The sequence below is a fragment of the Algoriphagus antarcticus genome (assembly GCF_002150685.1).
Taxonomy (GTDB): Bacteria; Bacteroidota; Bacteroidia; order Cytophagales; family Cyclobacteriaceae; genus Algoriphagus; species Algoriphagus antarcticus.
The window spans coordinates 101,245-123,354 of the sequence record NZ_MSSW01000030.1; the positions used below are offsets into that span (position 1 = coordinate 101,245).

At 40.4% G+C, this 22,110-nt stretch carries 20 protein-coding genes and 2 tRNA genes; 10 read left to right on the forward strand and 12 right to left on the reverse strand.

Translation table 11 applies throughout. From position 1 onward, the window contains the following. Positions 1–223 precede the first annotated feature (223 nt). The 8 genes from BVH04_RS11390 (at position 224) to BVH04_RS11425 (ending at position 8,204) form a co-directional block, all read left to right on the forward strand. On the forward strand, positions 224–1,114 hold the full coding sequence (locus BVH04_RS11390) for a cell division protein FtsX (protein WP_086541595.1): 891 nt from the start codon (positions 224–226) through the stop codon (positions 1,112–1,114). A 4-nt stretch (positions 1,115–1,118) separates the two neighbouring features. After that, positions 1,119–1,331, forward strand: a complete 213-nt coding sequence (locus BVH04_RS11395) for a DUF3098 domain-containing protein (protein WP_086541596.1) — start codon at positions 1,119–1,121, stop codon at positions 1,329–1,331. A gap of 54 nt (positions 1,332–1,385) precedes the next feature. Next, complete coding sequence (gene truB, locus BVH04_RS11400) at positions 1,386–2,069, forward strand: tRNA pseudouridine(55) synthase TruB (RefSeq protein ID WP_086541597.1); 684 nt, start codon at positions 1,386–1,388, stop codon at positions 2,067–2,069. Next, the gene (locus BVH04_RS11405) at positions 2,056–2,979 is read left to right on the forward strand and encodes a bifunctional riboflavin kinase/FAD synthetase (RefSeq protein WP_086541598.1); all 924 of its coding nucleotides are present in this window, start codon (positions 2,056–2,058) and stop codon (positions 2,977–2,979) included. The genes truB and BVH04_RS11405 overlap by 14 nt, the downstream gene beginning before the upstream one ends. Positions 2,980–2,991: 12 nt before the next feature. Beyond that, complete coding sequence (locus BVH04_RS11410; protein ID WP_086541599.1) at positions 2,992–3,687, forward strand: CoA transferase subunit A; 696 nt, start codon at positions 2,992–2,994, stop codon at positions 3,685–3,687. Between the two features lie 60 nt (positions 3,688–3,747). Beyond that, positions 3,748–4,407: a 3-oxoacid CoA-transferase subunit B gene (locus BVH04_RS11415; RefSeq protein ID WP_086541600.1), complete on the forward strand. Its 660-nt coding sequence runs from the start codon at positions 3,748–3,750 to the stop codon at positions 4,405–4,407. Positions 4,408–4,502: 95 nt separating this feature from the next. Beyond that, positions 4,503–4,841: a gliding motility protein GldC gene (gene gldC, locus BVH04_RS11420; RefSeq protein WP_086541601.1), complete on the forward strand. Its 339-nt coding sequence runs from the start codon at positions 4,503–4,505 to the stop codon at positions 4,839–4,841. A gap of 321 nt (positions 4,842–5,162) precedes the next feature. Then, positions 5,163–8,204: a TonB-dependent receptor gene (locus BVH04_RS11425; RefSeq protein ID WP_086541602.1), complete on the forward strand. Its 3,042-nt coding sequence runs from the start codon at positions 5,163–5,165 to the stop codon at positions 8,202–8,204. A gap of 445 nt (positions 8,205–8,649) precedes the next feature. On the opposite strand, the gene BVH04_RS11430 is transcribed toward BVH04_RS11425, so the two are convergent. The 3 genes from BVH04_RS11430 to BVH04_RS11440 form a co-directional block, all read right to left on the reverse strand. Continuing rightward, a complete protein-coding gene (locus tag BVH04_RS11430; RefSeq protein WP_169714412.1) occupies positions 8,650–12,069 on the reverse strand; it encodes a HEAT repeat domain-containing protein in 3,420 nt (1,139 codons plus the stop codon). Between the two features lie 185 nt (positions 12,070–12,254). After that, positions 12,255–12,326, reverse strand: a tRNA-Glu gene (locus BVH04_RS11435). 46 nt (positions 12,327–12,372) lie between these two features. Next, a tRNA-Glu gene (locus BVH04_RS11440) sits at positions 12,373–12,444 on the reverse strand. A gap of 190 nt (positions 12,445–12,634) precedes the next feature. Between BVH04_RS11440 and gap the strand changes: the two genes are divergently transcribed. Next, a complete protein-coding gene (gene gap, locus BVH04_RS11445; RefSeq protein WP_086541603.1) occupies positions 12,635–13,645 on the forward strand; it encodes a type I glyceraldehyde-3-phosphate dehydrogenase in 1,011 nt (336 codons plus the stop codon). Positions 13,646–13,652: 7 nt separating this feature from the next. Here the strand turns inward: gap and BVH04_RS11450 are convergent, their stop codons facing one another. The 6 genes from BVH04_RS11450 to BVH04_RS11475 all read right to left on the reverse strand — a co-directional run bounded on the left by BVH04_RS11450 (position 13,653) and on the right by BVH04_RS11475 (position 18,151). Further along, positions 13,653–14,714, reverse strand: coding sequence for a VOC family protein (locus BVH04_RS11450; RefSeq protein WP_086541604.1), 1,062 nt, complete (start codon positions 14,712–14,714; stop codon positions 13,653–13,655). After that, positions 14,711–15,439 carry a TIGR04283 family arsenosugar biosynthesis glycosyltransferase gene (locus BVH04_RS11455; RefSeq protein ID WP_086541605.1) on the reverse strand — a complete coding sequence of 243 codons (729 nt, stop codon included), beginning with the start codon at positions 15,437–15,439 and terminating at the stop codon, positions 14,711–14,713. Before BVH04_RS11455 ends, BVH04_RS11450 begins: the two co-directional genes overlap by 4 nt. After that, a complete protein-coding gene (locus BVH04_RS11460) occupies positions 15,432–16,016 on the reverse strand; it encodes a DUF6134 family protein (RefSeq protein WP_140160575.1) in 585 nt (194 codons plus the stop codon). The genes BVH04_RS11455 and BVH04_RS11460 overlap by 8 nt, the downstream gene beginning before the upstream one ends. 151 nt (positions 16,017–16,167) lie before the next feature. Then, positions 16,168–16,761, reverse strand: coding sequence for a TIGR04282 family arsenosugar biosynthesis glycosyltransferase (locus tag BVH04_RS11465; protein WP_086541607.1), 594 nt, complete (start codon positions 16,759–16,761; stop codon positions 16,168–16,170). A 1-nt stretch (position 16,762) separates the two neighbouring features. Then, a complete protein-coding gene (gene arsS, locus BVH04_RS11470; RefSeq protein WP_086541608.1) occupies positions 16,763–17,815 on the reverse strand; it encodes an arsenosugar biosynthesis radical SAM (seleno)protein ArsS in 1,053 nt (350 codons plus the stop codon). A gap of 3 nt (positions 17,816–17,818) precedes the next feature. After that, a complete protein-coding gene (locus BVH04_RS11475; protein ID WP_086541609.1) occupies positions 17,819–18,151 on the reverse strand; it encodes an arsenosugar biosynthesis-associated peroxidase-like protein in 333 nt (110 codons plus the stop codon). A gap of 180 nt (positions 18,152–18,331) precedes the next feature. Here BVH04_RS11475 and BVH04_RS11480 point away from each other — a divergent pair, with 180 nt between their 5' ends. Then, positions 18,332–18,967, forward strand: a complete 636-nt coding sequence (locus BVH04_RS11480; RefSeq protein WP_086541610.1) for a peroxiredoxin — start codon at positions 18,332–18,334, stop codon at positions 18,965–18,967. A gap of 68 nt (positions 18,968–19,035) precedes the next feature. Here BVH04_RS11480 and BVH04_RS11485 read toward each other — a convergent pair whose 3' ends face one another. Genes BVH04_RS11485 through BVH04_RS11495 form a run of 3 tightly spaced genes read right to left on the reverse strand, consistent with a single transcriptional unit; the run spans position 19,036 to position 22,106 of the window. Then, positions 19,036–19,320 carry a DUF1330 domain-containing protein gene (locus BVH04_RS11485; protein WP_086541611.1) on the reverse strand — a complete coding sequence of 95 codons (285 nt, stop codon included), beginning with the start codon at positions 19,318–19,320 and terminating at the stop codon, positions 19,036–19,038. A gap of 45 nt (positions 19,321–19,365) precedes the next feature. After that, on the reverse strand, positions 19,366–20,754 hold the full coding sequence (locus BVH04_RS11490; RefSeq protein WP_086541612.1) for a TolC family protein: 1,389 nt from the start codon (positions 20,752–20,754) through the stop codon (positions 19,366–19,368). Beyond that, positions 20,751–22,106 (reverse strand): HlyD family secretion protein, encoded by a 1,356-nt coding sequence (locus BVH04_RS11495; protein WP_086541613.1) that lies wholly within the window; start codon positions 22,104–22,106, stop codon positions 20,751–20,753. Before BVH04_RS11495 ends, BVH04_RS11490 begins: the two co-directional genes overlap by 4 nt. Positions 22,107–22,110 lie beyond the last annotated feature (4 nt).

The window sequence follows — 22,110 nt, forward strand, 5'->3', positions numbered from 1 at the left end:
TGCTTTATCGAATTTTCGTTTCATATAATATCCTTTTTTTCTCAAAAGGAAAATTAGCTGATACGCTGGACGTTAATCACTTCACTAGTTTACTATTTTGAAAGCAGAGAATAAATCTTGCAGATTGATAAAACAAGTGAAGAAAATGTCATTGAAATCCTTTATCAGGAATAGATTGGCAATATCCTTGGGGAAGGTTACTTTTGAGCAGAAATCATAATCTATGGCCAAATATCCACGAAAGAAAAAGACACTTGGGCACTTCAAATTCGGAAGTGTTCTCTTCAGTACCACTTTATCACTTTTTATTGTAGGTCTTTTCGGAGTGATCTTGATACAGGCAAAAACGCTGACGAGCATGATCCGGGAGAATATCGAAGTACAGGTATTTTTGGAAAAGAATATGGAGCAAAAAGATCTTGATGCTATACACGACAATCTTGCTGCACGATCTTTTATACTTCAGAAAGGTGATACACTGAATCTTAAATTTGTCTCAGACGAAGAAGCTGCGGCTACATTTATCGAGAGCACTGGGGAAGACTTCACCCAATTTCTGGAAGATAATCCACTAAGAGACAGTTTTGTGTTATCAATTGCGGAAGAATTCCAAACCTCAGAACAACTAGAGTTAATCGTAAAAGAAATTCAGGCTATTCCAGGCGTATTTGAAGTATCCTACATGACGGATTTGGTGGATTCCATTAACAAGAACCTTCTAAAAGTAAGTTTAGTACTAGGAGGTTTCATCCTGATTTTGATCATTACTGTGGTCATGTTGATCAATAATACGATTCGATTGGCACTATTCTCCCAGCGTTTTCTAATTCGCTCTATGCAATTAGTCGGAGCTACCAGAGGATTTATCAGAAAGCCATTTCTATCCCGAGCATTTTTGTTTGGTATGTTGGCAGGAGCATTCGCTTCTGTGATTCTATTTGCCCTAGTGAAATATACCCAGGCAACCATCGACGGATTCGCGATGCTTCAAAATCAGCAATTATTGATCGTACTTTTCGGAATTTTGATTTCGGTGGGCGGTATTCTTTCCGTCCTGAGTACCTTGCGAGCTGTGAATAAGTATTTAAATATGTCTTTGGACGAACTCTATTAATAAAATGAGCAAATCTTCTTTCCCTTTTTCCCGGAAAAATTACAAGCTGATGTTTATCGGCATCGGTCTGATCATCCTTGGGTTTATCATTATAGGATTGGACAGTGAACCGCACGGCAATGGCATCTTAGGTTTGACTATAGGCCCTATCGTGACTTTAGCGGGTTTTATATTTGAGTTTTATGCGATTTTCGCCAAGTCTGAACCAAACGCCTGATTCTTTCATCTACCTAGTTCACATTAGTGTCCTAGCCTTTTTATCCCCAAAACAATGCAGCAAGAGCCTTACGGAGAAGTTTTTCTAATCAACAAACCTCTCGATTGGACATCTTTTGATGTAGTGAGAAAGGTGCGAAATGCGCTTCGAATCAAGAAAGTTGGTCATGCTGGTACACTTGATCCTTTGGCAACCGGCCTTCTTATCGTTTGCGCTGGGAAAATGACCAAGCAAATTGACTCATTCATGGGCCAAGAAAAGGAATACACAGGTACCTTCGTGATCGGGGCGACCACAGATTCCTTTGATTTGGAACAACCTATTATCCCTGTGGCAGATCCTTCGCATGTTACTTTAGCTCAAGTAAAAAAAGTAGTCTCAGAGCTTACAGGAGATATTTTGCAAATCCCACCCATGCACTCCGCCATCAAAGTAGATGGAAAGCGAGTATATGAGTCTGCGAGACAAGGCAAGGTGGTGAAAATGGATCCTCGCCCTGTGACGGTAAGTGAATTTGAAATCACCAAATTTGAAAATCCCATAATAGAATTTAGAATTGTTTGCTCCAAAGGAACCTATATCAGAAGTCTAGCCAGAGATTTGGGTGAAAAACTGAATGTAGGAGCTTACATGAGTTCGCTTTGCAGAACTAGAATTGGTAATTTCAAACTTTCAGAAGCACATGAGCTTTTACCTTTGGTAGAAGAAATCAAAGCAAGAACAAATGAAGATCTATGAAGGCCTTAGTGATTTTCCCAAGCTTTCCAACGCGGTAGTAACGAGCGGGACGTTTGATGGGGTGCATCTTGGACATCAAAAAATCATTCATCGTATCCGGGAAATCGCTCGCTCCATCAATGGAGAAACTGTTTTAATTACTTTTTGGCCTCATCCTAGATTAGTACTCTATCCAGATGAGCACAACCTAAGGCTGTTGAGTACTTTTGAGGAGAAAGCCAAGCTACTGCGCGAGGCAGGAATTGATCATTTAATCACTATTCCTTTCACTAAGGAATTCTCCCAGCTTACTTCCAAAGAATTTATCGAATCCGTTTTGGTGGGTACTATTCAAGCCAAAAAACTTGTCATAGGCTACGACCATCGTTTTGGAAAAAACCGAGAAGGAAGTTTCGAATACCTACAAGCTCATCATGAGGAATATGGATTTGATTTGGAAGAAATATCGAGACAGGATGTGGAAGATATCGGAGTTTCCAGCACTAAAATCCGACATGCCTTAGAAACCAGCGATATTTCCACCGCCATCAATTACCTAGGCAGACCTTATGAATTGAATGGTTTGGTGATCAAAGGACAACAAATCGGAAGATCTATCGGCTTCCCTACCGCGAATATCCATATACCCAATGATTACAAACTAATTCCTAAAGATGGTGTCTATGCAGTAGAAGCTTTGGTGAATGGAGCACTGTACAAAGCCATGTTGAATATTGGAAATAGACCTACCGTCAATGGGACTAAAAAAACTGTAGAAGCCAACTTATTTGATTTTCAGGGTGATTTGTACGACAAACAGATTACTATTTACATCAAAGCATTTCTTCGTGAAGAGAAAAAATTTGATGGATTGGAAGCCTTGAAAGAACAACTATTTTTAGATCAGAAGAATGCTAAGAACTTGCTATAAACCCAAAAATATATGATCAACAAAACTGTAAAAAATGCCCATGAAGCAGTAGCCGATATTCCCAGCAATTGCATGCTGATGATGGGCGGATTTGGCTTGACCGGCATTCCCGAAAACTGCATTTCAGCTCTTTTAGAAAGAGCTATCTCTGGTCTGACTATCGTCTCAAACAATGCCGGTGTGGATGATTTCGGCATCGGCCTTTTGCTGAAAAAGCGAATGGTGAAAAAGATGATTTCCAGCTATGTGGGTGAGAATGCAGAGTTTGAAAGACAACTACTCAGCGGAGAACTTGAAGTGGATTTGATCCCACAAGGAACACTGGCTGAGCGTGTTCGAGCTGGTGGAGCCGGAATCCCTGCATTCTTTACTCCTGCCGGAGTGGGTACAGAAGTGGCTGAGGGAAAGGAATCCCGCGAATTTGATGGTAAAATGTATCTGCTGGAAAGTTGGTTGAAAGCTGATTTCTCCATTGTCAAAGCGTGGAAAGGTGATACAGCTGGTAATTTAATTTTCAAGGGAACTGCCAGAAACTTCAATCCGATGATGGCTGCTGCTGGTAAGATTTGTATTGCTGAAGTGGAAGAATTGGTGGAAGCTGGAAAACTCGATCCTAATCAAATTCATACCCCGGGAATCTATGTCCAGCGTATTTTTCAAGGAGAAAATTACGAGAAGAGAATTGAGCAGAGAACAGTCTCAAAATAGCATCTAGCCAAGCTAGACTCTGTAACTCAAATTTTCTTTGAACTCAAAAAACAACCCAAAATGCTTACAAAAGATCAAATAGCTCAGCGAATCTCCAAAGAGGTGAAGAATGGGCAATACATAAATTTAGGGATCGGAATTCCCACGCTAGTCGCCAATTACATTCCAGATGACTTAGAAGTTGTGCTTCAATCTGAGAATGGATTACTAGGAATTGGCCCCTTCCCTACTGAAGATCAGATCGATCCAGACCTTATCAATGCCGGAAAGCAAACGGTGACTATGGCAAAAGGGTCGGCTCTATTCAATTCCGCCGAATCCTTCGCGATGATTCGTGGTGGTCATGTACATTTGACTATTCTCGGAGCGATGGAAGTTTCTGAAAACGGCGATATCTCAAATTGGAAAATCCCAGGGAAAATGGTCAAGGGAATGGGCGGAGCTATGGATCTGGTTGCCTCTGCGGACAATATAATTGTGGCCATGCAGCATTGTTCACGGTCAGGAGAATCCAAGCTTCTCCCCGATTGCTCCCTTCCAATCACCGGAGTCAGATGTGTGAAGAAAATAGTAACTGATCTTGCTGTTCTTGAAATCTCTCCAAAAGGAGGTTTTGTGCTGCTCGAAAGAGCTCCAGGTGTTTCAGTAGAAGAAATAAAAGACAAAACTGCTGGAAAACTTATCGTAGAAGGCGAAGTTCCAGAAATGATTTTCGAATAAAATAGGTAAAAATGAACTCAGGCAGCACTCAGGAAGTTAACCTGATTAATTTTGCAAATTCAACACATGATTCTTTAGGAATCAAACTATAACGCATGAAAAACTCAGAGATCAAGTTCCAAGTCGATTTAGATGAAAACGGCTTTCCAAAATCAATCAAGTGGGATGCATCAGACAAAGAAGGTGAAGGTTTGGAAGACACCAAAAGTATCAGCCTAAACGTCTGGGACAATCAGAATCATAGTACACTTCGAATTGATCTGTGGACAGAAGAAATGTCAGTGGTAGAAATGAAGCGTTTTTACATTGATATCCTCGGAGGAATGGCTCAGACGATTCTAAACAGTACGGCTGACGAATACATGTCTGAGGAGATCAAAGTGCTTTGTGATCGCTTGGTAAAACATGTAAATGAAGAAAATAAAACAGAGTAAATTGTCCCAAACATCCTGAAAAGCCCAGCAAAAGTTGGGCTTTTTTGCTTTTAGTCCCGCTGACGCAAAAATAATTAGTTTTTCGAATTGATAATAAAACAGTTCACTGAGTTCGGGATTCTCAATAAAGTCCTCATATATTTTTAGAATTTGGATAGAATACCTCAGTTTCCAGATGATGCTATAATTCAAGGCTGAACTTTGATATTAAATTTTATTCATAAAACATCAATTATTCTTTTTTTAGGGTAATTTTCCATAATTACATAACGTATTTTTCACTTGAAATTCAATAAACCTAAATACTTAATAAAATAGCCTATGAGCAATTTTACACTTAAAATCAGGGCATCAGTGTTTTTCCTTACACTCCTGGTTTCCCTCACAGCAGCCAAGGTATTGGCCCAGACTACAATTTCTGGAACAGTGACCGATTCAGATACCAAGGAGACCTTAGTTGGTGTCAATATCTTGGTGCAAGGAAAAGTGATTGGAACTATTTCTGATCTTTCTGGGAATTATTCACTAAATGTTAATCAAGAGCCTCCATTTATCTTGGTATTTTCTATGATAGGATATACATCACAGGAAATAGAAATCACCGGTGGACGAAGCAATCTTGACATCCAATTGGCTGAATCCACCATACTTGGCCAAGAAGTAGTAGTCTCTGCCTCAAGAGTTGAAGAAAGTGTACTTCAGTCTCCTGTTTCAGTGGAGAAAATGGACATCATCGCAATTAGAGATGCTCCGCAGGCAAGTTTCTACGATGCGATAAACAACATGAAGGGAGTGGAAATGAGTACACAGTCACTCCTATTCAAATCCTTTAACACACGTGGGTTCAACGCCAACGGCAACGTAAGAACTGTTCAGCTAATAGATGGTATGGATAATCAGGCTCCAGGATTGAATTTCTCAGTAGGAAATATTGTAGGTATCTCAGAGCTAGACCTAGAAAGTGTAGAACTACTTCCAGGTGCTTCTTCAGCGCTGTATGGTCCAAATGCCATCAATGGAATATTGCTGATGAATTCAAAAAGCCCCTTTCTTTATCAAGGACTTTCTGCCAGTGTTAAAACAGGAATTATGGATGAAAGCGGTAGATCAAAAGCGGCTACTGGTTTTTATAACTTCAGTGCTAGATATGCCAAAGCTATAAACAACAAGTTTGCTTACAAGGTAAATTTTGAATACCTCACTGCTGATGACTGGCAAGCAAATGACTTCCGGGATCAATCACTTTTGAATGGCTCAACGATTGCATCTGGCAATACATCAAATAACCCAGCCTACAATGGAGTAAATATTTATGGTGACGAGACTAACGTAAATATGATATCTGTAGCGCAGTCTATGATAAGAGCTGGTGCACTTCCGGCTGCAGTTCTACCTTTAATTCCAAGCACTGCGGTTTCCAGAACTGGCTATCTGGAACGTGATTTGGCTGATTATGGTACTAAATCGTTAAAATTCAACGCAGCATTACACTACAGGATCAATGATCGAATAGAAGCAATTTTGCAGGGAAATATTGGATTTGGTACGACAGTTTATACTGGGGCAGATAGATATTCCTTGAAAGATTTTATGATGGGACAATACAAAGCTGAGCTAAGAGGTTCCAATTGGTATGTAAGAGCTTACACCACTCAAGAGCGATCTGGAGATGCTTTTGCAGTTGGAACTGCCGCTCAAGGAATCAATGAAGCTTGGAAACCAAGTAGTCTGTGGTTTCCACAATATGTTGGAGCTTACGCACAGGCGTTACAAGGAGGTTTAGACCCTAGCGGCGCACATATCGCTGCAAGAGGAGTTGCAGACTTGGGAAGATTTGTACCTGGCACTTCAGAATTTAATAACGCGTTGAATGATGTAACCTCTAGACCTATTCCAGGTGACCAAAATGGTGTAGGTGCTCAATTTGTGGATAAAACAAATTTGTACCACTTTGAAGGATCGTATAATTTTGCTGAGCAAATCAAATTCGCTGAATTTATTGTGGGAGCTAATTATAGAATATATGACTTGAATTCAAATGCAACACTTTTCGCGCTGGATGAAAATGGTGATGAATTCAATATTAACGAATACGGTGGGTATATTCAGGGTTCGAAAAAGTTGTTAAATGATAAATTCAAGTTAACAGCTTCTGCACGTTATGATAAAAACGAGAACTTTGAAGGACAATGGTCTCCAAGAGTTTCAGGAGTATTCACTCAGGGAAATCACAATTTCAGAGCTTCTTACCAGACAGGTTTCCGTATTCCAACTAACCAAGATCAATATATAAATCTAAACACGCCTCAGGCTCGTTTGATTGGTGGTTTGCCATTTCTTGCAGACCGATACAATTTGAATGCTAATCCTGGCTATACTTTAGCTAATGTAAGTAGCTTTGGAGCAGCAGTTACAGCGGACATACAGCCAGGCTCGCCAGTTTATCAGCAAAGTATACAGCAAGCCACTCAAATGGCTATTACACAGGCCACTCAGGTCGTTACTGCGCAAGTGCAAGCTGGTATAATTCCTCCAAGTGCCGCTCCTGCAGCAATTGCTGCGCTTGTTCCTACTTTAGTTCCTGGTATTGCAGCTCAAGTAGTTCCTGCGAATGCAGCAGGCGCTAATATTGATCAATTACAACCATACGAAATCAAAGAATTTAAGCCAGAGAGAGTTAAGTCTTTTGAAGTAGGTTACAAAGGAATTTGGGGTAATAAACTATTGGTTGATGCGTATGCTTATTTCAACAGATTCGAAAATTTCAATGGTAGTCAGGTGCTAGTTCAGGATGCGTCTGCCGCCGGTCTTCAGGGTCCAAATGCTCTTACAGGCCTAAACTTGATCGGTGTAGGCTCAGGTGGGAGAAATATTTATTCAATGCCAGTGAACAGAACGGAAATCATCAAATCTTACGGCTGGGCAGCGAGTCTGGATTACCAACTTCCTAAAGGATATACTTTAGGAGGTAATGTTTCTTTTAATTCACTCTCCAACTTGGATGAGTTAGCTGAGACAGGTTTCCAGCCTAGCTTTAATACTCCTGAGTATCGTTATGTATTGAACTTCGCTAATAGAGAGATTATTGACAACCTTGGATTTGCAGTAGCATACAGGTGGCAAGGGGAATTCGTTTGGCAATCTTCTTTTGTGAGTCCAGCAGTGTCAACCCGCCAATTGTCTGCAATTCCTGCCTATGGCACATTTGACGCTCAGGTGAGCTATAAAATAAAGAGCATCAAGTCAATCTTGAAAGTGGGTGGATCTAACCTATTCAGCAAAGGATACACTCAAGCTTGGGGTAACCCGACTGTCGGAACCATGTATTTTGTCAGCTTGACATTTGACGAGTTTTTGAATTAACCATCATTGTAAACCTAAATCCCTAAGAGCCATCCTGATATTTCGGGATGGCTCTTTGGCTTTACCTTGAAGAAGTATTTCCTATCAAAAATTCCAGAATAAATAATTGCTGGAATTCGATCATAGGGTAACGAGTCTTTTGGCAACATCCTCCTTATTTTACTTTCACTTGTTTCGGCGGCAGCCTCCCCTTGAGTCAGGCACACCAATATGATTTGATTATCGGCATTCTACATTTTCATTAAGGTACCATGCCAGCATTAGTCACATTATTTTCTGTTAGCGGAAAAAATCCATCTATGTCAGTGTCTACAGAATTCAACTAATAGCTCATTTTGAGGGATATCTGAGTTATGCCGCTTTAACTTTCCAACCTCTATCAAATTAAAAAAGATCACCACAAATGTGATGATCCCGATATTTACTAAACTAATATTCAGTTTACTCATTCCCATTCTTTGGTCATAGTACTCAGGAAGGTCACCAAATCTCTAATTTCTCTTTTAGTAAGCAGTGCCTTCATATCTGGCATGCTGGAAGGTGAATTTTTACGCTCGGCAATACTGTTATTCATAATCAAAGTATCTGGCTTAGCACCTGCTTTTATTACCAATCCATCTTCTTTTTCTTCCATCAATGTGCCATTCACAGAGGTTCCGTCTTTCAATTCCAGTTGGACAAAACCATATCCGGGAGCCAATCGCTTACTTGGGTCGATCAATGCCTCAAGAAGCTCTGTTTGTGTAACTCTATTAGCAATGCCGTTCAAGTGAGGGCCAGCTACACCTCCCATATCATCATACCCATGGCAACGAATACATTGTGCAGTTTGATTCTGGAAGAAAATATTCCTTCCAGCTCTTACACTTCCGCCTTCAAGTGCGCCACTATAAAGTGCGACTAAATCTCCATTTGTTCGTGTCTCTTGAATCTTGTCGTATTTAGCTTTCAATTCAGCTGATTTCGTAGCATCTATAGCTTCCTCCAATTCTATCATCACTTCATTTGGCAATTTGTTTTTTGACAAATCTTCTAAAAGTGTATCCCAAAGAGGAAGTTCAGCTGAATTTTCAAGATTGCCCAGATTTAACAAGGCGGCTTGTTTTTCTGCAGTAGTTCTGTTTTGGATTACATCCTGAAGCAGACTCACCATCAAATCTTGAGAAATATCAGTTTTGGTCAACAGATCTAAGCCTACTACTCGTACTGCTCTGGAATTGTCCTTCATCGCTATTTCTATAGGTTCTGAAATAGAGCCAGGGTTCGCAGTGGAGAGTGCCAAAATTGCAGCTACACGTACATTTTCAGATTTATCATTTCTCAACAAAGCAACAAGCTTAGATTCAGCATCAGCTATCTTCAATTTGCCGATTGCTTTTACTCCTGCTTCTCTGATCGCTTCATTTTTATCGCTCAACGCGCCTATCAATGTAGATTCAACAGATGCCTGAATAGGCGCAAGATCTCTTTCTACTGCTCCCCGGTTTCTTCCATCTACACGATCAAGCACAGATGGCTTTGCCCAGGTGCCTAAAGTTGCAATTGCTTCTGCTTTCAAAACGGAATTTACTCCTGGCTTAGCAATGTAAGTTTTCAGATTGTCCAATGACTTCTGCGTTCCCACTCTAAGATTTGCACTGATCGCTCTTCTGATCAACGGCTCATTTTCGAAGTTTGTAGTTACCAGAAGATCACCCAAAGCCGGCAATGCTCCTTCAATAGAGAAATCATCATTTATTGCTCTGGCTGCTTCCGTCACGATGTATTCATCATTATCAGCCAGGAAAGCTGTGATTCCCGGATCAGCCATTCTACGCAGTGCCAACACAGCTCCAAGACGAACTGCATTGGAAGGGTGAGATGCCAGCGAAATAATTGGCTCTTTCTTGTTTATTCGTGCTAAAGCTAAACTTGCTGCATGACGTAAGAATGCATCTTGGTCATTGTTAGCTTCTAATACTCCAATCAAACCATTAATGGAGGGCTCGTAGGCGATTCTGCCCAAAGCTTCAGAAGCAAAGAATCTCACTCTAATTTCGCTATCTGTCAATAATGGCATCAAAGCAGACCCAGCTTTTGCATATTTAATATCTCCAAGCCACTTGGCAGCCTGTGCTCTGATCTCAGAATCTTGGTCTTTCAGCAGAGGAATTAATGCATCAGCATAATCCATTTTCTCCATTCTTGCCAACTGGCTTATACCGACTATCGCATGAATTCTTGCGAATTGATTAGCTTTTTGTCTAATAGCTGCCTGAAAAACCTCTGCTCCATCTTCTCCCCTTTTCGCCAATTCGAACTGCGCTTTTCTCCTGATCCGCATATCCTCGTCACCTAAATAGCCTCCGAGAGCCTCATCAGTGAGTGTTTTGAAATCAGTTTTCATCACCTGAGCTGTTATCTTTCTTGCTTCCCAGTCAGCTCCACCTTCATCCTCTATCTTCCAAACTCTACCGTAATTTTTGGTATTCCAACCTTCTATCCAGTCAGCAAAATAAAGCGAGCCATCAGGCCCAAAGTCCAATCCTGTTGCCAAAATACCTGACATGATATTCTCTGTTTGTGACATCTTGAAAGATGCTCCGTCTGGTTCTAGCTTGAAGGCATGAATTCCTGATCTTGTTTGGTTACCTACAAAAGAAGCTACGAAAAAGGTGTTTTTCCACTTTTCTGCCAAAGCCGTTCCAGGGTTATAAACCATCCCTGTTGGACCATTTATGTAGTTTTGAATAGGTGGCGTGATATAAGCAGCCTGACCTTCATGTCGTGGAATAAATAATTTTTCGTCCATCCATACCTTATAGGTATTGTTATCTGGATCACGGTATTTACCAAATTGCCAGTTGGTTCTCCAGCCAGTATCAGAACCGTTAACTAGATACACTAATCTCTCGCTTTCTCCTGCATGGTCTCCATCATTATCAACCGAAATCAGATTATTATAAGCGTCAAAAGTGAACTCGTGGGTATTTCTTACACCCATCGCAAAGATCTCAAAATCACTTCCATCAGGATTTGAACGAGCTACTACGCCTCTATTTGGATATTTCCACTCAGTGCCATCCGGACCAACTCCATTAAAACCTATATCTCCAATTCCCCAATAGATTCTGCCATCTGGGCCAAGTTCAAGACCAGACATTCCATGCCCACCAAAACCGATATGTACACCATAGCCATGAGAAATTGACTCTTTCTCATCCATTATTCCATCACCGTTTTTATCAGATAGTCTCCAAACGTCTGGCCCAACACCAACAAATAAATTATCGCCCAGTTTCAATAAAGCACCAGCAACATCCGTAGTCACATCATTGAAATCCTGAACCATCATCTGTGAGTAGTCTGCAAGACCATCTCCATCCCTATCTTCAAGTCTATAAATTTCCTCTCTCTCCACTGTCATATCCCTCCAGTCATGTGATCCGTCGCCGTTCACATCTGCAAGCCAGGTGTTTTTATCAGACATTTCAGGAGAAAGCGTCTTTTGAAGAAAAGCTCTTTTTTCTTCTATTGTCTGCAAACTGATAGAGGGTATTTCCCATTCTTGGTGGCCTCTAATATCAAATTCAGAGTTTTTCTGGCGATTAGTTCTCGTGTAATAAAGACTTCCGTCATCAGTCACCTGAATGGAAATCGGGTCATAAACCAACGAGTCAACTGCCCATAAGGAAAGTTTAAGTCCAGGAATTAGAGTTGGATTTACTCCCCCTTCGGCTGCCTCTACCAAGGGAGCAATTTCCTCCTTGGTTAAAGTTCGTTCGCGGAGATCTATTTTCTCACTCTTATTACAAGAAATTAAAAGAGGGATTGCAGCAGCCAAAATGATTTTGGCGTAGTGTCGTTTAATTTTGGGTTGAAGCATAGGTTAATTTTATTATTCCAATCTTGAAATTAACAAAATTAAAAATGGCTTCTGAGCCATTAATCAAAAAGGCGGGTAAAACAAAAATCCCGACCAAGGATCGGGATTTTGTTCACTTTAACCACTAACAACCATAAAACAAAAATATATTAAGACAAAGCGGGAATTGAGCTTTAACGTCTTAGTAGTCGGTACGGGAATCGAACCCGTGTTTCATCCGTGAAAGGGACGTGTCCTAACCCCTAGACGAACCGACCATACTAATAAAAATTTTCACAACTTCCTGAAATTCAGGCGACAATGTAGTCGGTACGGGAATCGAACCCGTGTTTCATCCGTGAAAGGGACGTGTCCTAACCCCTAGACGAACCGACCATTAATACCCACAGAAAACGTGCTTTTCTGAATGGTTGTGCAAATATAGAGGGTTAAGTTTTTAAAAACAATTTGGCTTCGAACATTTCTTCTGATTTGAGCTAAAAAGCTGAGTCCAAAGGAATAAAATTTTCTTCAGAAGGTTTGTGGTTGATTTTCCTATTTTTGATTCCCAATTAGAAAACTACCAATGAAACCAACCAATAATATCAGAATAGCCATAAATGGCTTTGGCCGAATAGGCAGATATACTGCAAAACTTATTCTGGAAAAGAAAGGATTAACTCTAGTGGCTATTAATGATTTGGCTGATCCAGTTTCTTTAGCTCATCTACTGAAATACGATTCCATTCATGGCAAATCTGATAGTAAAATTGAGCTCTTAGACTCAATTCTGAAAGTAAATCGACATGAAATTCAATTGTTAGGACAATCTGATCCTGAAAAACTTCCTTGGGGAGATTTAGATATTGACTTGGTCATCGAATGTACTGGAAGATTCACTAATCGGAGTGGCGCAGAAAAACATCTTACCGCAGGAGCAAAAAAAGTAATCATTTCTGCTCCATCCCTAGATCCGACTATCAAGATGGTGGTTTTAGGAGTAAATGATTCCATCCTCAATGGCGATGAAAAAATAGTCTCCAATGCTTCATGTACCACAAACTGCCTGGCGCCAATGGTGAAAGTGCTGGATGATAATTTCGGAGTGGTCAAAGGCTTTGCATCTACGGTTCATTCTTATACCAACGATCAAAATCTTCATGATGCACCTCATCGCGATCTGAGAAGAGCTAGAGCGGCTGCATACTCCATTATTCCGACCACGACAAATGCAGGAAAAGCTCTGGATGAGATTTTGCCAGAATTGGCAGGAAAAATAGAAGCGTCTGCGATGAGAGTTCCTGTACCTGATGGTTCGTTGACTGATATGATCGTGCAACTGAAGCAAGATGTCACAGAAGATCAGATAAACGCAGCATTCAGAGATGCGAGTAAGGGTTATTTGAAGGGATTTCTTGAAGTTGAGGACGCTCCTATCGTATCTATTGATATCATAGGGAATTCACATTCCTGCATCATCGATTCAGCGCTCACCTCAGCTAAAGGAAATATGATCAAAGTCGTGGGCTGGTATGATAACGAAGCGGGCTACGCCAACCGTTTGGTTGACCTAGCCCGCTTGATTTCTGGAAATTAAATTGAGATTATGCTTTTACGCGATTGAGAGAAAGGAGCTTTACCACAAAGTTTGGTAGGTTCTTAGTGCTTTTCCTTTTGCCAAGGTTCAAATACCAGCCTAATTTCTCCATGATCGGAACTTTGAAAGTCTCTACCATTTCAATCAATGTGCCATCCGGATCTTCTAAGTATGAGAATCTACCAGCGGCTTTGCCCATGTCAAACTCATTGCCACTGTCGACTGTCAGAGCCATGCCTTCTTTTGCAAGGTTCTCTTTGATTGCACTCATTCCGTTCACATCAAAGCATACATGGATAAATCCTAAATCGCCCCAGTTTCTATTTTCAAAAGCCTTATTTCTAGGCTGATTTTTAGTTTCTATCAATTCTATCTGAGACTGGCAAAACAATCTTCCAAAAGCTCCTGTCATGACAGAGGAACCCTGAAGAATAGCTCTGCGGTATTCTGTTTGTCCCTCTCCTACTTGAGCAAAATCCTCCCAAATGCCAGTTTTATCAAAAAGAATTTCAGTTTGCATTAAATGATTTTGGTAAATAGGGAGTGCAGCATCTACAGAGGATACGCCTATTACTACGCCTAGCACTCCACCTGTAAAGTCCTTGTTCTTACTGAACCAAGAACCATTTTCTATCAGTTCGAACATATTTCCGTATGGGTCTTTTACATAAAAATGCCAAATACCCAGTGGGTTTTTTGCAGGTTCACCCAGCATTACAGCGCCCACATTTTTCAAATGAGCATAAGTTTTCTGTGTATCATGACAACGCATTTTTACGGCCAAAATTCCCAAATCTTTCCAGGTAAGCTCTTCCTCGGATGCCAGCGGAACTTTAGAAGTATATTGCCAAATCTCAAATCCACCGCCACCTTGCATATTCAAGGCTAGGATCGCATGCCTACTTTCCACTTTGCCAGAAGTGTAGCGAGTCATCAATTTGGCCTCAGCACTATCCTGAAAAATCGGCACATCCATCTTGAATGCTTTACGATACCAAGCCCAAGCCTGATTTGCATCTTTTACCCCTATCCCTACTTGTTGGATGCCATTAATTGTCGCTTGATTCATTCAACTTCTGTTATACTTTTGATTCTTTTATTTAAAAAATTTAAATATAAACTTTTGATTGAAGCTGGCTTAGCTTTTAACAAAAAAAGACTGAAAGCCATTAAATTAGCGAGCTGCACTTTCAACCAACTATTTTCACTGTATTTCCGCGCCGAAACTATCATTTCATCTGGAAGGACATGGAAATCAGATTTTTGCCGTATTCGTCTGACTAGTTCAAAATCTTCCATAATGCAAAAGGACTCATCGAATCCACCTAATGTCTCAAAAAATGATTTTTTAATAAATAACGATTGATCGCCTCCTCCAGACAAAAGTCCATTGAAACGCGTAAACCACGAATTAAACTTCAAAAGTCTACTTTCACGATCAAACCGATAGCGAAAACATCCGACTTGTTTTCCTTGGGATATAGCTAGTGAAATCGCTTTTGAAAATTCTTTGGAAGGTCTGGTGTCAGCATGTACAAAGTAAAAAATATCACCTTTAGCTTTATGGGCACCAAAATTTAACTGGGCAGCTCTGGAGCAGATAGGTGATTTGACAAATACAGCACCGAAAGATTTCGCTACTGCTGAGGAATTGTCGATAGAACCCCCATCCACTAAAATAATTTCTGAAAGTAATTCATTACCATATTTTTGAATGTAAGGAATCAATTCTTTCAAATTTTCCTCTTCATTCAGGCAGGGAATAATTACCGAAATCTTACACTCCTCAGTCATCCCTACGCTGGATCGAATAATTCTTGATGTTGTTTTCCAGTATTACCTTTTGCAAAATCCCATTTTCGTATTGAAAACGGTTCATATTTCCATTAACATCTATCTCGTAAACGCCTTTATCAACCTCTCTGACAGTGGTAAGCATACCGAAATTCTCAGAAATAAGAATATCGCCATCTTTGGGTTCTTGAAAATATAATTTGGCAGGAGTTCCAAAAACAGCCTGATTTATTGGATCTTCATTGTGGAATTTATATGAATTGGCATCTATGTCATAGTGATCTTTGTTCCAATCTATTGTTGTCACAAAATTGCCACGATTCGAATCTGATTTGGTAGTGGCTTTTATCAACTGTCCATCTTGAAACTTGACATTTTGAAGAAATTCAACATGAATTTTACCAAAAAACCAAAATTCGACTTTGCTATGAATTTGGTAATCCTCGCCAGTTGGAAGGGTTGTTTTATCTGCCTGCATGCTTCCAATCGTGAATCCAGCCAGCACAATATCATAAGTGTTCGTTTTGGTCTGACTAAAGCAATTCATGCTGGATCCCATCAGTAGCAAAAAGGACATTAAAACGAGACTTACTGGTTTATAGATTTTTAACAACATATATCTCTATTAAGAAGTGATGGGTTTGATTCTGTGTTTTTTTAATGACCAAAATCTGAAGTAAGATGGAGGTTTCCACTAGTTTTCTCCAAAAATTAAAGAAATATTAAGATTAAAGTTTATACTTAAATCTATTCCATTCCTGTTCATAATCCACATCCGAAAGTGTAGGAAGCAGTGCAAAACAAATCTCATTCTGAGTCAAATATTCCTTCGTCAATGATGATACTTTGTCAGTACTCCATGGAATTCCTTTAAATAAACCTGGAATAAACTTGCGCATACCGAGCAAATAATATCCTCCATCATGTGCAGGGCCTATCACCGCGTCGTTTTCGTCTAATTCGTCAAATGCTTCAGAAATCAGTTCTGCAGTGATCTCTGCACAATCCGTTCCTACTATTATCAGACGGTCAAACTTCTCTTCGAAAAGCTGTTGAAAGGCATTACTCATCTTTTCACCCAAATCCTGGCCTGACTGTAATTCAAATCGGTATTCTGAAGGATATTTTGATAGGTCTTCTTCCAGATGATCTGAGAAAAAGAGAATCTTCTGTACTGGACTTTTTGAAACTACTTTATGTGTGAATTTTACCAAAAGCTGATATGCTTCAAATGCTGCTTGATCTCCTATAGTGGCTGCAAGTCTGGTTTTTACTTTACCCAGCTCAGCATTTTTCTGAAAAATTAGTATCCCGTCCTTCATATTATGCTGTTGTACCTCCGCAACTTGATCCTGCTCCTGCCGTGCATCCGAAGCAGTGATTTTTGACTATGATGTCTCTCTCAGTAAGTGATTTCTCATTCCAGTCTTTTATATGCTGCGAATCTATAGATGTCACCTTAAGCTCCAGCATTTGATTGAAATCACAATCATACAAATAACCGTCCCATCCTACTGAGATGGTGTTTCTGCACATTACTCCAGAGGCGGCCACAGGATTGAAACTATCAATTAGCTTTTCCATATACCCCTCATAGTTTTCACTTCTCAGGAGATATTCCAGAAATCGACTAATCGGTAAATTGGTAATAGTAAAAAGAGAATTGAAAGTAATGCCATATTTATCATCAAGACGCTTCTTAAACTCCGCTTCCAAGCCAGCTTGTGCTGCAGGCATAAATGCGCCAGAAGGATTATAGACTAAATTTAAAACCAAACCAGTTCCTTCTACTCCATATCCCTGGTCGTTCAGCAGTTTTAGCGCTTTGATAGATTTCTCGAAAACACCATCCCCACGCTGGGAATCTGTTTTGGTTGCTGTGAAGTAAGGTAAAGAAGAAGCAATTTCAATTCTATGCTTCATAAAAAACTCAGGCAAATCGTGGTATTTAGGATTCGCCAGAATGATGGTGAGATTGCATCGGACAATTATAGTAATCTCAGAATCTATGGAGCGTATAGCTTCTACAAACCAACGGAATTCAGGATTCATTTCTGGCGCTCCGCCAGTAAGATCAATTGTGGTAACTGAATGATTTTTTACGACTTCCAGACATTGCTGCATGGTGTCACGGGTCATGATTTCTTTGCGGTCAGGCCCAGCATCCACATGGCAGTGTTTGCAAACCTGATTGCACATTTTGCCCAGATTGATTTGCAGAACTTCGATCTGAGTTGGTTTTAGAGGAAAAAGATTGATTTTCTTAAGTTCAGAAGCAAAACTATCCCCTGAAAAGCCTGGCATATCGCTTTCTAAGTGTTGAATTTCAGCTTCTGAGCTAGATAGTGGGTGATCTTGCGCTTTTAGAGACTTCATTGATTACATTGATATTTCCTTCACTTTATTCATCATTTGAGTAGCATGTACCAGCGATGCACCTCCTCGGATAGCCGCTGCCACATGAACGGCCTCCATCATTTGCTCCTCGTCGCAGCCTTTTTCCATGGTATCTGTAGTGTATGCATCAATACAATAAGGGCACTGGATCGTATGGGCAACTGCAAGTGCGATCAACGATTTCTCTCTTGCCGTGAGTGCGCCTTCGGCAAAGACTTCTCCATAATACTCAAAAAACTTATCGGCGAGAGGCTTTTGAAATTCACCTATTTTGCCAAAATTCTTAAGGTCCTCTGGATTGTAGTAAGTTTTCATTGTGTTTGGTTTTAGTTTATTTACGAAGTAAAAGTATAAGTTGGACTTACAACTTACTTTTCCCAAAATGGGTTTATGTTCCCCTATTTTTTTATAAAGATTTAGAAAAACAGGAACCGAAAAGCACATTGGATGTTATATTGGACGTATAGAAAACAGAACTTTTAAACAATAACTAATATGGCATTACGACTAGGCGACACGGCCCCAAACTTTACGGCCGACACTACAGAAGGAAAAATTGATTTATACGAGTATTTAGGAGATGGTTGGGGAGTTCTATTCTCACACCCCGCTGACTATACTCCGGTATGTACGACAGAATTAGGAGCAGTAGCGAAGCTTAAGGATGAGTTTGCAAAGCGAAACACAAAAGTACTAGCGCTAAGTGTAGATGGAGTAGAAAACCACAGAGGCTGGATTTCTGACATCAATGAGACACAGGGCACTACCGTGAATTTCCCGATCATCGGAGATGAGGATAGAAAAGTGTCGGATTTATATGATATGATTCATCCTAATTCCAGTGAAAACTTCACAGTTCGCTCCGTATTTATTATAGGAAATGATAAGAAGATCAAACTTATTATCTCTTACCCAGCAAGCACAGGTAGAAACTTTGATGAGTTGCTAAGAGTAATCGACTCTCTGCAGTTGACCGCCAATTATTCAGTGGCTACGCCAGCCAATTGGAAGCAAGGTGAAGATGTTGTAGTCTCTCCAAGTATCCAGACTGAAGATATCCCTGCGAAATTTCCTAAGGGACACAAAGTCATCAAACCCTATTTGAGAATGACTCCTCAACCAGACTTATAATCAACTGGTATTCAATCAAAAAGGCTTCCAATTGGAAGCCTTTTTGATTGGATCCTCTACTCAGAAATTTATGATTCTATCAACAGAAATTTGGCAATGGCAGCACCAGCTCTTACAGATTTGGCATGCTGATATCCTTCTGAATTATACCAAGCTTCAGCTTTCTCCTTCGTAGGGAATTTCAGCATCACCAATCGCTCATGATTCCAATCTCCCTCTAAGACGGTGACAGGATTTCCACGAAGGATAAACTTACCGCCATACGCTGAAACTGTCGCAGGCGTTAGTTCCTTATAAGCATTGTACTTTTCAGGATCCGTGATATCAACTTCTATTATTACAAAAGCGGGCATAAAACTGTTTTTTTGTTCAGTGTAAACTTAACTCAAATAGTAGAATCATTCAAATCCAACTCCGGCTGCATACCTCGTTTTTGCATAGGTGATTTTTCGTTTGGAAAGTAATTCGTTTAAAGTAATTCTTGAACCAAACACCGATACTTCCCTGCTATTTACTAGAAACAAACTGCTTTCTCCAATCTCAAAACGCCTCAATTCCCCTTGCAGGAGCATTTCCAAAGCGACGACATTTCGAGTGTAAGTATTGATCTGAGCATTTAATGCACTCCAGCTGTTCAGTTCATTTTCGAGTTTGGTGCGAAGCTGAAGTTCTTTCAAATCTCTGGAGTTTTCCTTGAAATCAATTTTAGCTTCTGCCAGTCGCATTCCACCTCTCGCCTTTCTCCACATCAATGGTGTGTACATTGTTAGTCCCCATTTATAATTGTTCTCAAAGAAAGTGTTTTGATCAAATTGATTTACCTCTTCTGTCAGAAAATTATACTTAAGCTTTACCACAGGAATAATCTGTTGAGCTTTGAGTCGTCTCTCCACATCCAAGCTAGCCAATTCATAATCTACGAGCATCAACTCAGGATGCGCTGCAATCAGTACGCGAAGCTCTTCTTCATTTAATATCAATGACTGGCCTGAATAGAGATTCTCGGGAAATGTTGCCATATCCAGCGCAATAGGATTACCAGAATCATCCCATAGAAAATTGCTAAGCTCTTGAGTTCGGACGAAAAGCTCATTTTCAGCCTTTAAGAGATTATACTCTCTATTCAAAAGTTGCGTGGCTGCTTCCACAGTATCTATAGCCGGAAAATCTCCTTGCTCGTAACTGATTTTCACCCCTCTAAATCTAATGATGGCTAATTCTACTCCTTCAGCTAGCAAAACTTTATTCGCATGGGCAAGCGACCAATTCCAATATGCGTCAGTAGCTTGGAGATACAGTTCATTGAGCAGTCTTTTACGATCCGACTCCGTGGACTGTTGGTAAATCTGCGCTTTTCGTAGCCCTGCTCTTCTATCATCTAAAATCAACCCTTGTCCAAGATTAATAGACGCTCCCGCTGACAACAAACCTCCTGTTGGCAGAGCGTTTTCTTGATTGATAAATTGTCCTGAATTCTGTTCAAAGGCTCCATTTAGCTCTATTCCAGCCCAGGTAGGGATGGAAATACCAGCCTCTCGTTTATCGTAATAGGCCTTTTCGTCGTAACTTTTCTTATCCAGATTACCATAAAGCAAAGGATCGAAACTTCCTCTGGCGGTACGGACTTCCATATCTCCCATCGTAAGCATGATATCAGCTTGAGCTGAAAGCGGGTGGTACGACTTCACCCATTCCAGATATGTCTCAAAAGCTAAGGTATCACCACCTTGAGCATGAAGATTTAAACTGCTGGCAAATAGTAAGAAAGTAAAGAATATCCTTTTCATTTCTTTCCTGATGCTATTTTATCTTTCTGAATTCTCGTATAGTAATCAGCCGGAAACCCATTAAGTTGTCTCCAGATTTCATACCATACCGGCACATCATTAAGTAAAGCTATTCCATCCGCTCCAGATCCTACCCGCAGAACCTCAGGCCAAGCCTCCTCTTCCGGATCCTCTCCCACCAAAACTCTGAATTGATTACTCGTGCCTGCAAATTGATCAATAGCTACAATCACTCCTCCGAATGTACCATTGGATAGCCTAGGCCAGCCTGTAAATACAATCGCTGGCCAGCCATCAAAAATGAAACGTACTTTTTTCCCCACGACCATTAATGGCAAATCAACGGGCGAGATGTACATCTCTACCGCTAGATCACCATTGGAAGGCACAATATTGACTATTTGGTCTCCCTCTTTTATCGTCTCACCTAAACCAACTTGAATGGCCTCAGCTATAAATCCGTCCTGTGGCGCCAGAATGTGTCTAAAACCTTTCCGCGCCTCATAGTTGGAATATTGATTTTCAAGTTTGGTAGCAGAACCTTCTGCATCGTATTGACTTGATTGGGCTGTGTACATGTCCGATTCAGCTTTAGCCAATTTATCGCTGAAATCATTGTCTATTGCACCCAGCTCTATTTGAGCAGAAATGAAGGAATTCCTGCTGCTCAATAAACTGTTCTGTGCTCCAATTACACTTGCCTTCACTTCTTGGAATTTCAACCTGCGAGTTTCTAGATCAGTGAGAGATCGTAATCCTTCTTCATAGAGTTTTTCCGCTCTTTCAAGTTGCTTAATACCGATTTCATAATTGACTTTGGCTTGTTCAAAACGGATGCTATCAGACTCCACTTCTAATTCTGCCATCTGTAGCTTATTCCTAGCTTGCTCTTTTCTTAAAATATTATTTCGCTCCAAAGCTGCTATCTGACTATCCAACGCCTTTACTTTTTCCTTGTAAGAAAGAGCTGAAAGATTCTTTGCTTCCACCTGGAGCTGCGTCCTAGGCAATAGCAACGAATCGAAGTACTCATCTTTCACCTCTGTAATACTGACGATGGTATCTCCCTTACTTACATAAGATCCTTCATTTACATACCACTTATCTATCCTACCTGCTATTACAGATTGAATGGTCTGAGCGCGGTGCTCAGGCTGAAGCATTGTGACATAGCCTTTTGATCTGATATACTGAGTCCATGGAAGGAAAAGCATGAGAAAAACTATGCAGCAGGACACAAATAGTATCCGCACCCGTCTCTTCTTCTGTGCACTTGCTAAAGTCATTTTCAGACTTTCTGATTGCTCAAAAGGCTTTCGATCTTTGATTATATTTTCAGAGATGTTTAACATAGTC

Excerpts from the sequence above, each read along its gene's own strand:
- BVH04_RS11455 (WP_086541605.1), bottom strand. The coding sequence starts at position 15,439 with ATGACTGAGGAGTGTAAGATTTCGGTAATTATTCCCTGCCTGAATGAA.
- BVH04_RS11465 (WP_086541607.1), bottom strand. The coding sequence starts at position 16,761 with ATGAAGGACGGGATACTAATTTTTCAGAAAAATGCTGAGCTGGGTAAA.
- BVH04_RS11430 (WP_169714412.1), bottom strand. The coding sequence starts at position 12,069 with ATGCTTCAACCCAAAATTAAACGACACTACGCCAAAATCATTTTGGCT.
- BVH04_RS11480 (WP_086541610.1), top strand. The coding sequence starts at position 18,332 with ATGGCATTACGACTAGGCGACACGGCCCCAAACTTTACGGCCGACACT.
- BVH04_RS11405 (WP_086541598.1), top strand. The coding sequence starts at position 2,056 with ATGAAGATCTATGAAGGCCTTAGTGATTTTCCCAAGCTTTCCAACGCG.
- BVH04_RS11425 (WP_086541602.1), top strand. The coding sequence starts at position 5,163 with ATGAGCAATTTTACACTTAAAATCAGGGCATCAGTGTTTTTCCTTACA.
- arsS (WP_086541608.1), bottom strand. The coding sequence starts at position 17,815 with ATGAAGTCTCTAAAAGCGCAAGATCACCCACTATCTAGCTCAGAAGCT.
- gldC (WP_086541601.1), top strand. The coding sequence starts at position 4,503 with ATGAAAAACTCAGAGATCAAGTTCCAAGTCGATTTAGATGAAAACGGC.
- BVH04_RS11410 (WP_086541599.1), top strand. The coding sequence starts at position 2,992 with ATGATCAACAAAACTGTAAAAAATGCCCATGAAGCAGTAGCCGATATT.
- BVH04_RS11495 (WP_086541613.1), bottom strand. The coding sequence starts at position 22,106 with ATGTTAAACATCTCTGAAAATATAATCAAAGATCGAAAGCCTTTTGAG.
- BVH04_RS11395 (WP_086541596.1), top strand. The coding sequence starts at position 1,119 with ATGAGCAAATCTTCTTTCCCTTTTTCCCGGAAAAATTACAAGCTGATG.
- BVH04_RS11490 (WP_086541612.1), bottom strand. The coding sequence starts at position 20,754 with ATGAAAAGGATATTCTTTACTTTCTTACTATTTGCCAGCAGTTTAAAT.
- BVH04_RS11415 (WP_086541600.1), top strand. The coding sequence starts at position 3,748 with ATGCTTACAAAAGATCAAATAGCTCAGCGAATCTCCAAAGAGGTGAAG.
- gap (WP_086541603.1), top strand. The coding sequence starts at position 12,635 with ATGAAACCAACCAATAATATCAGAATAGCCATAAATGGCTTTGGCCGA.
- BVH04_RS11485 (WP_086541611.1), bottom strand. The coding sequence starts at position 19,320 with ATGCCCGCTTTTGTAATAATAGAAGTTGATATCACGGATCCTGAAAAG.
- BVH04_RS11475 (WP_086541609.1), bottom strand. The coding sequence starts at position 18,151 with ATGAAAACTTACTACAATCCAGAGGACCTTAAGAATTTTGGCAAAATA.
- BVH04_RS11460 (WP_140160575.1), bottom strand. The coding sequence starts at position 16,016 with ATGTCCTTTTTGCTACTGATGGGATCCAGCATGAATTGCTTTAGTCAG.
- BVH04_RS11390 (WP_086541595.1), top strand. The coding sequence starts at position 224 with ATGGCCAAATATCCACGAAAGAAAAAGACACTTGGGCACTTCAAATTC.
- BVH04_RS11450 (WP_086541604.1), bottom strand. The coding sequence starts at position 14,714 with ATGAATCAAGCGACAATTAATGGCATCCAACAAGTAGGGATAGGGGTA.
- truB (WP_086541597.1), top strand. The coding sequence starts at position 1,386 with ATGCAGCAAGAGCCTTACGGAGAAGTTTTTCTAATCAACAAACCTCTC.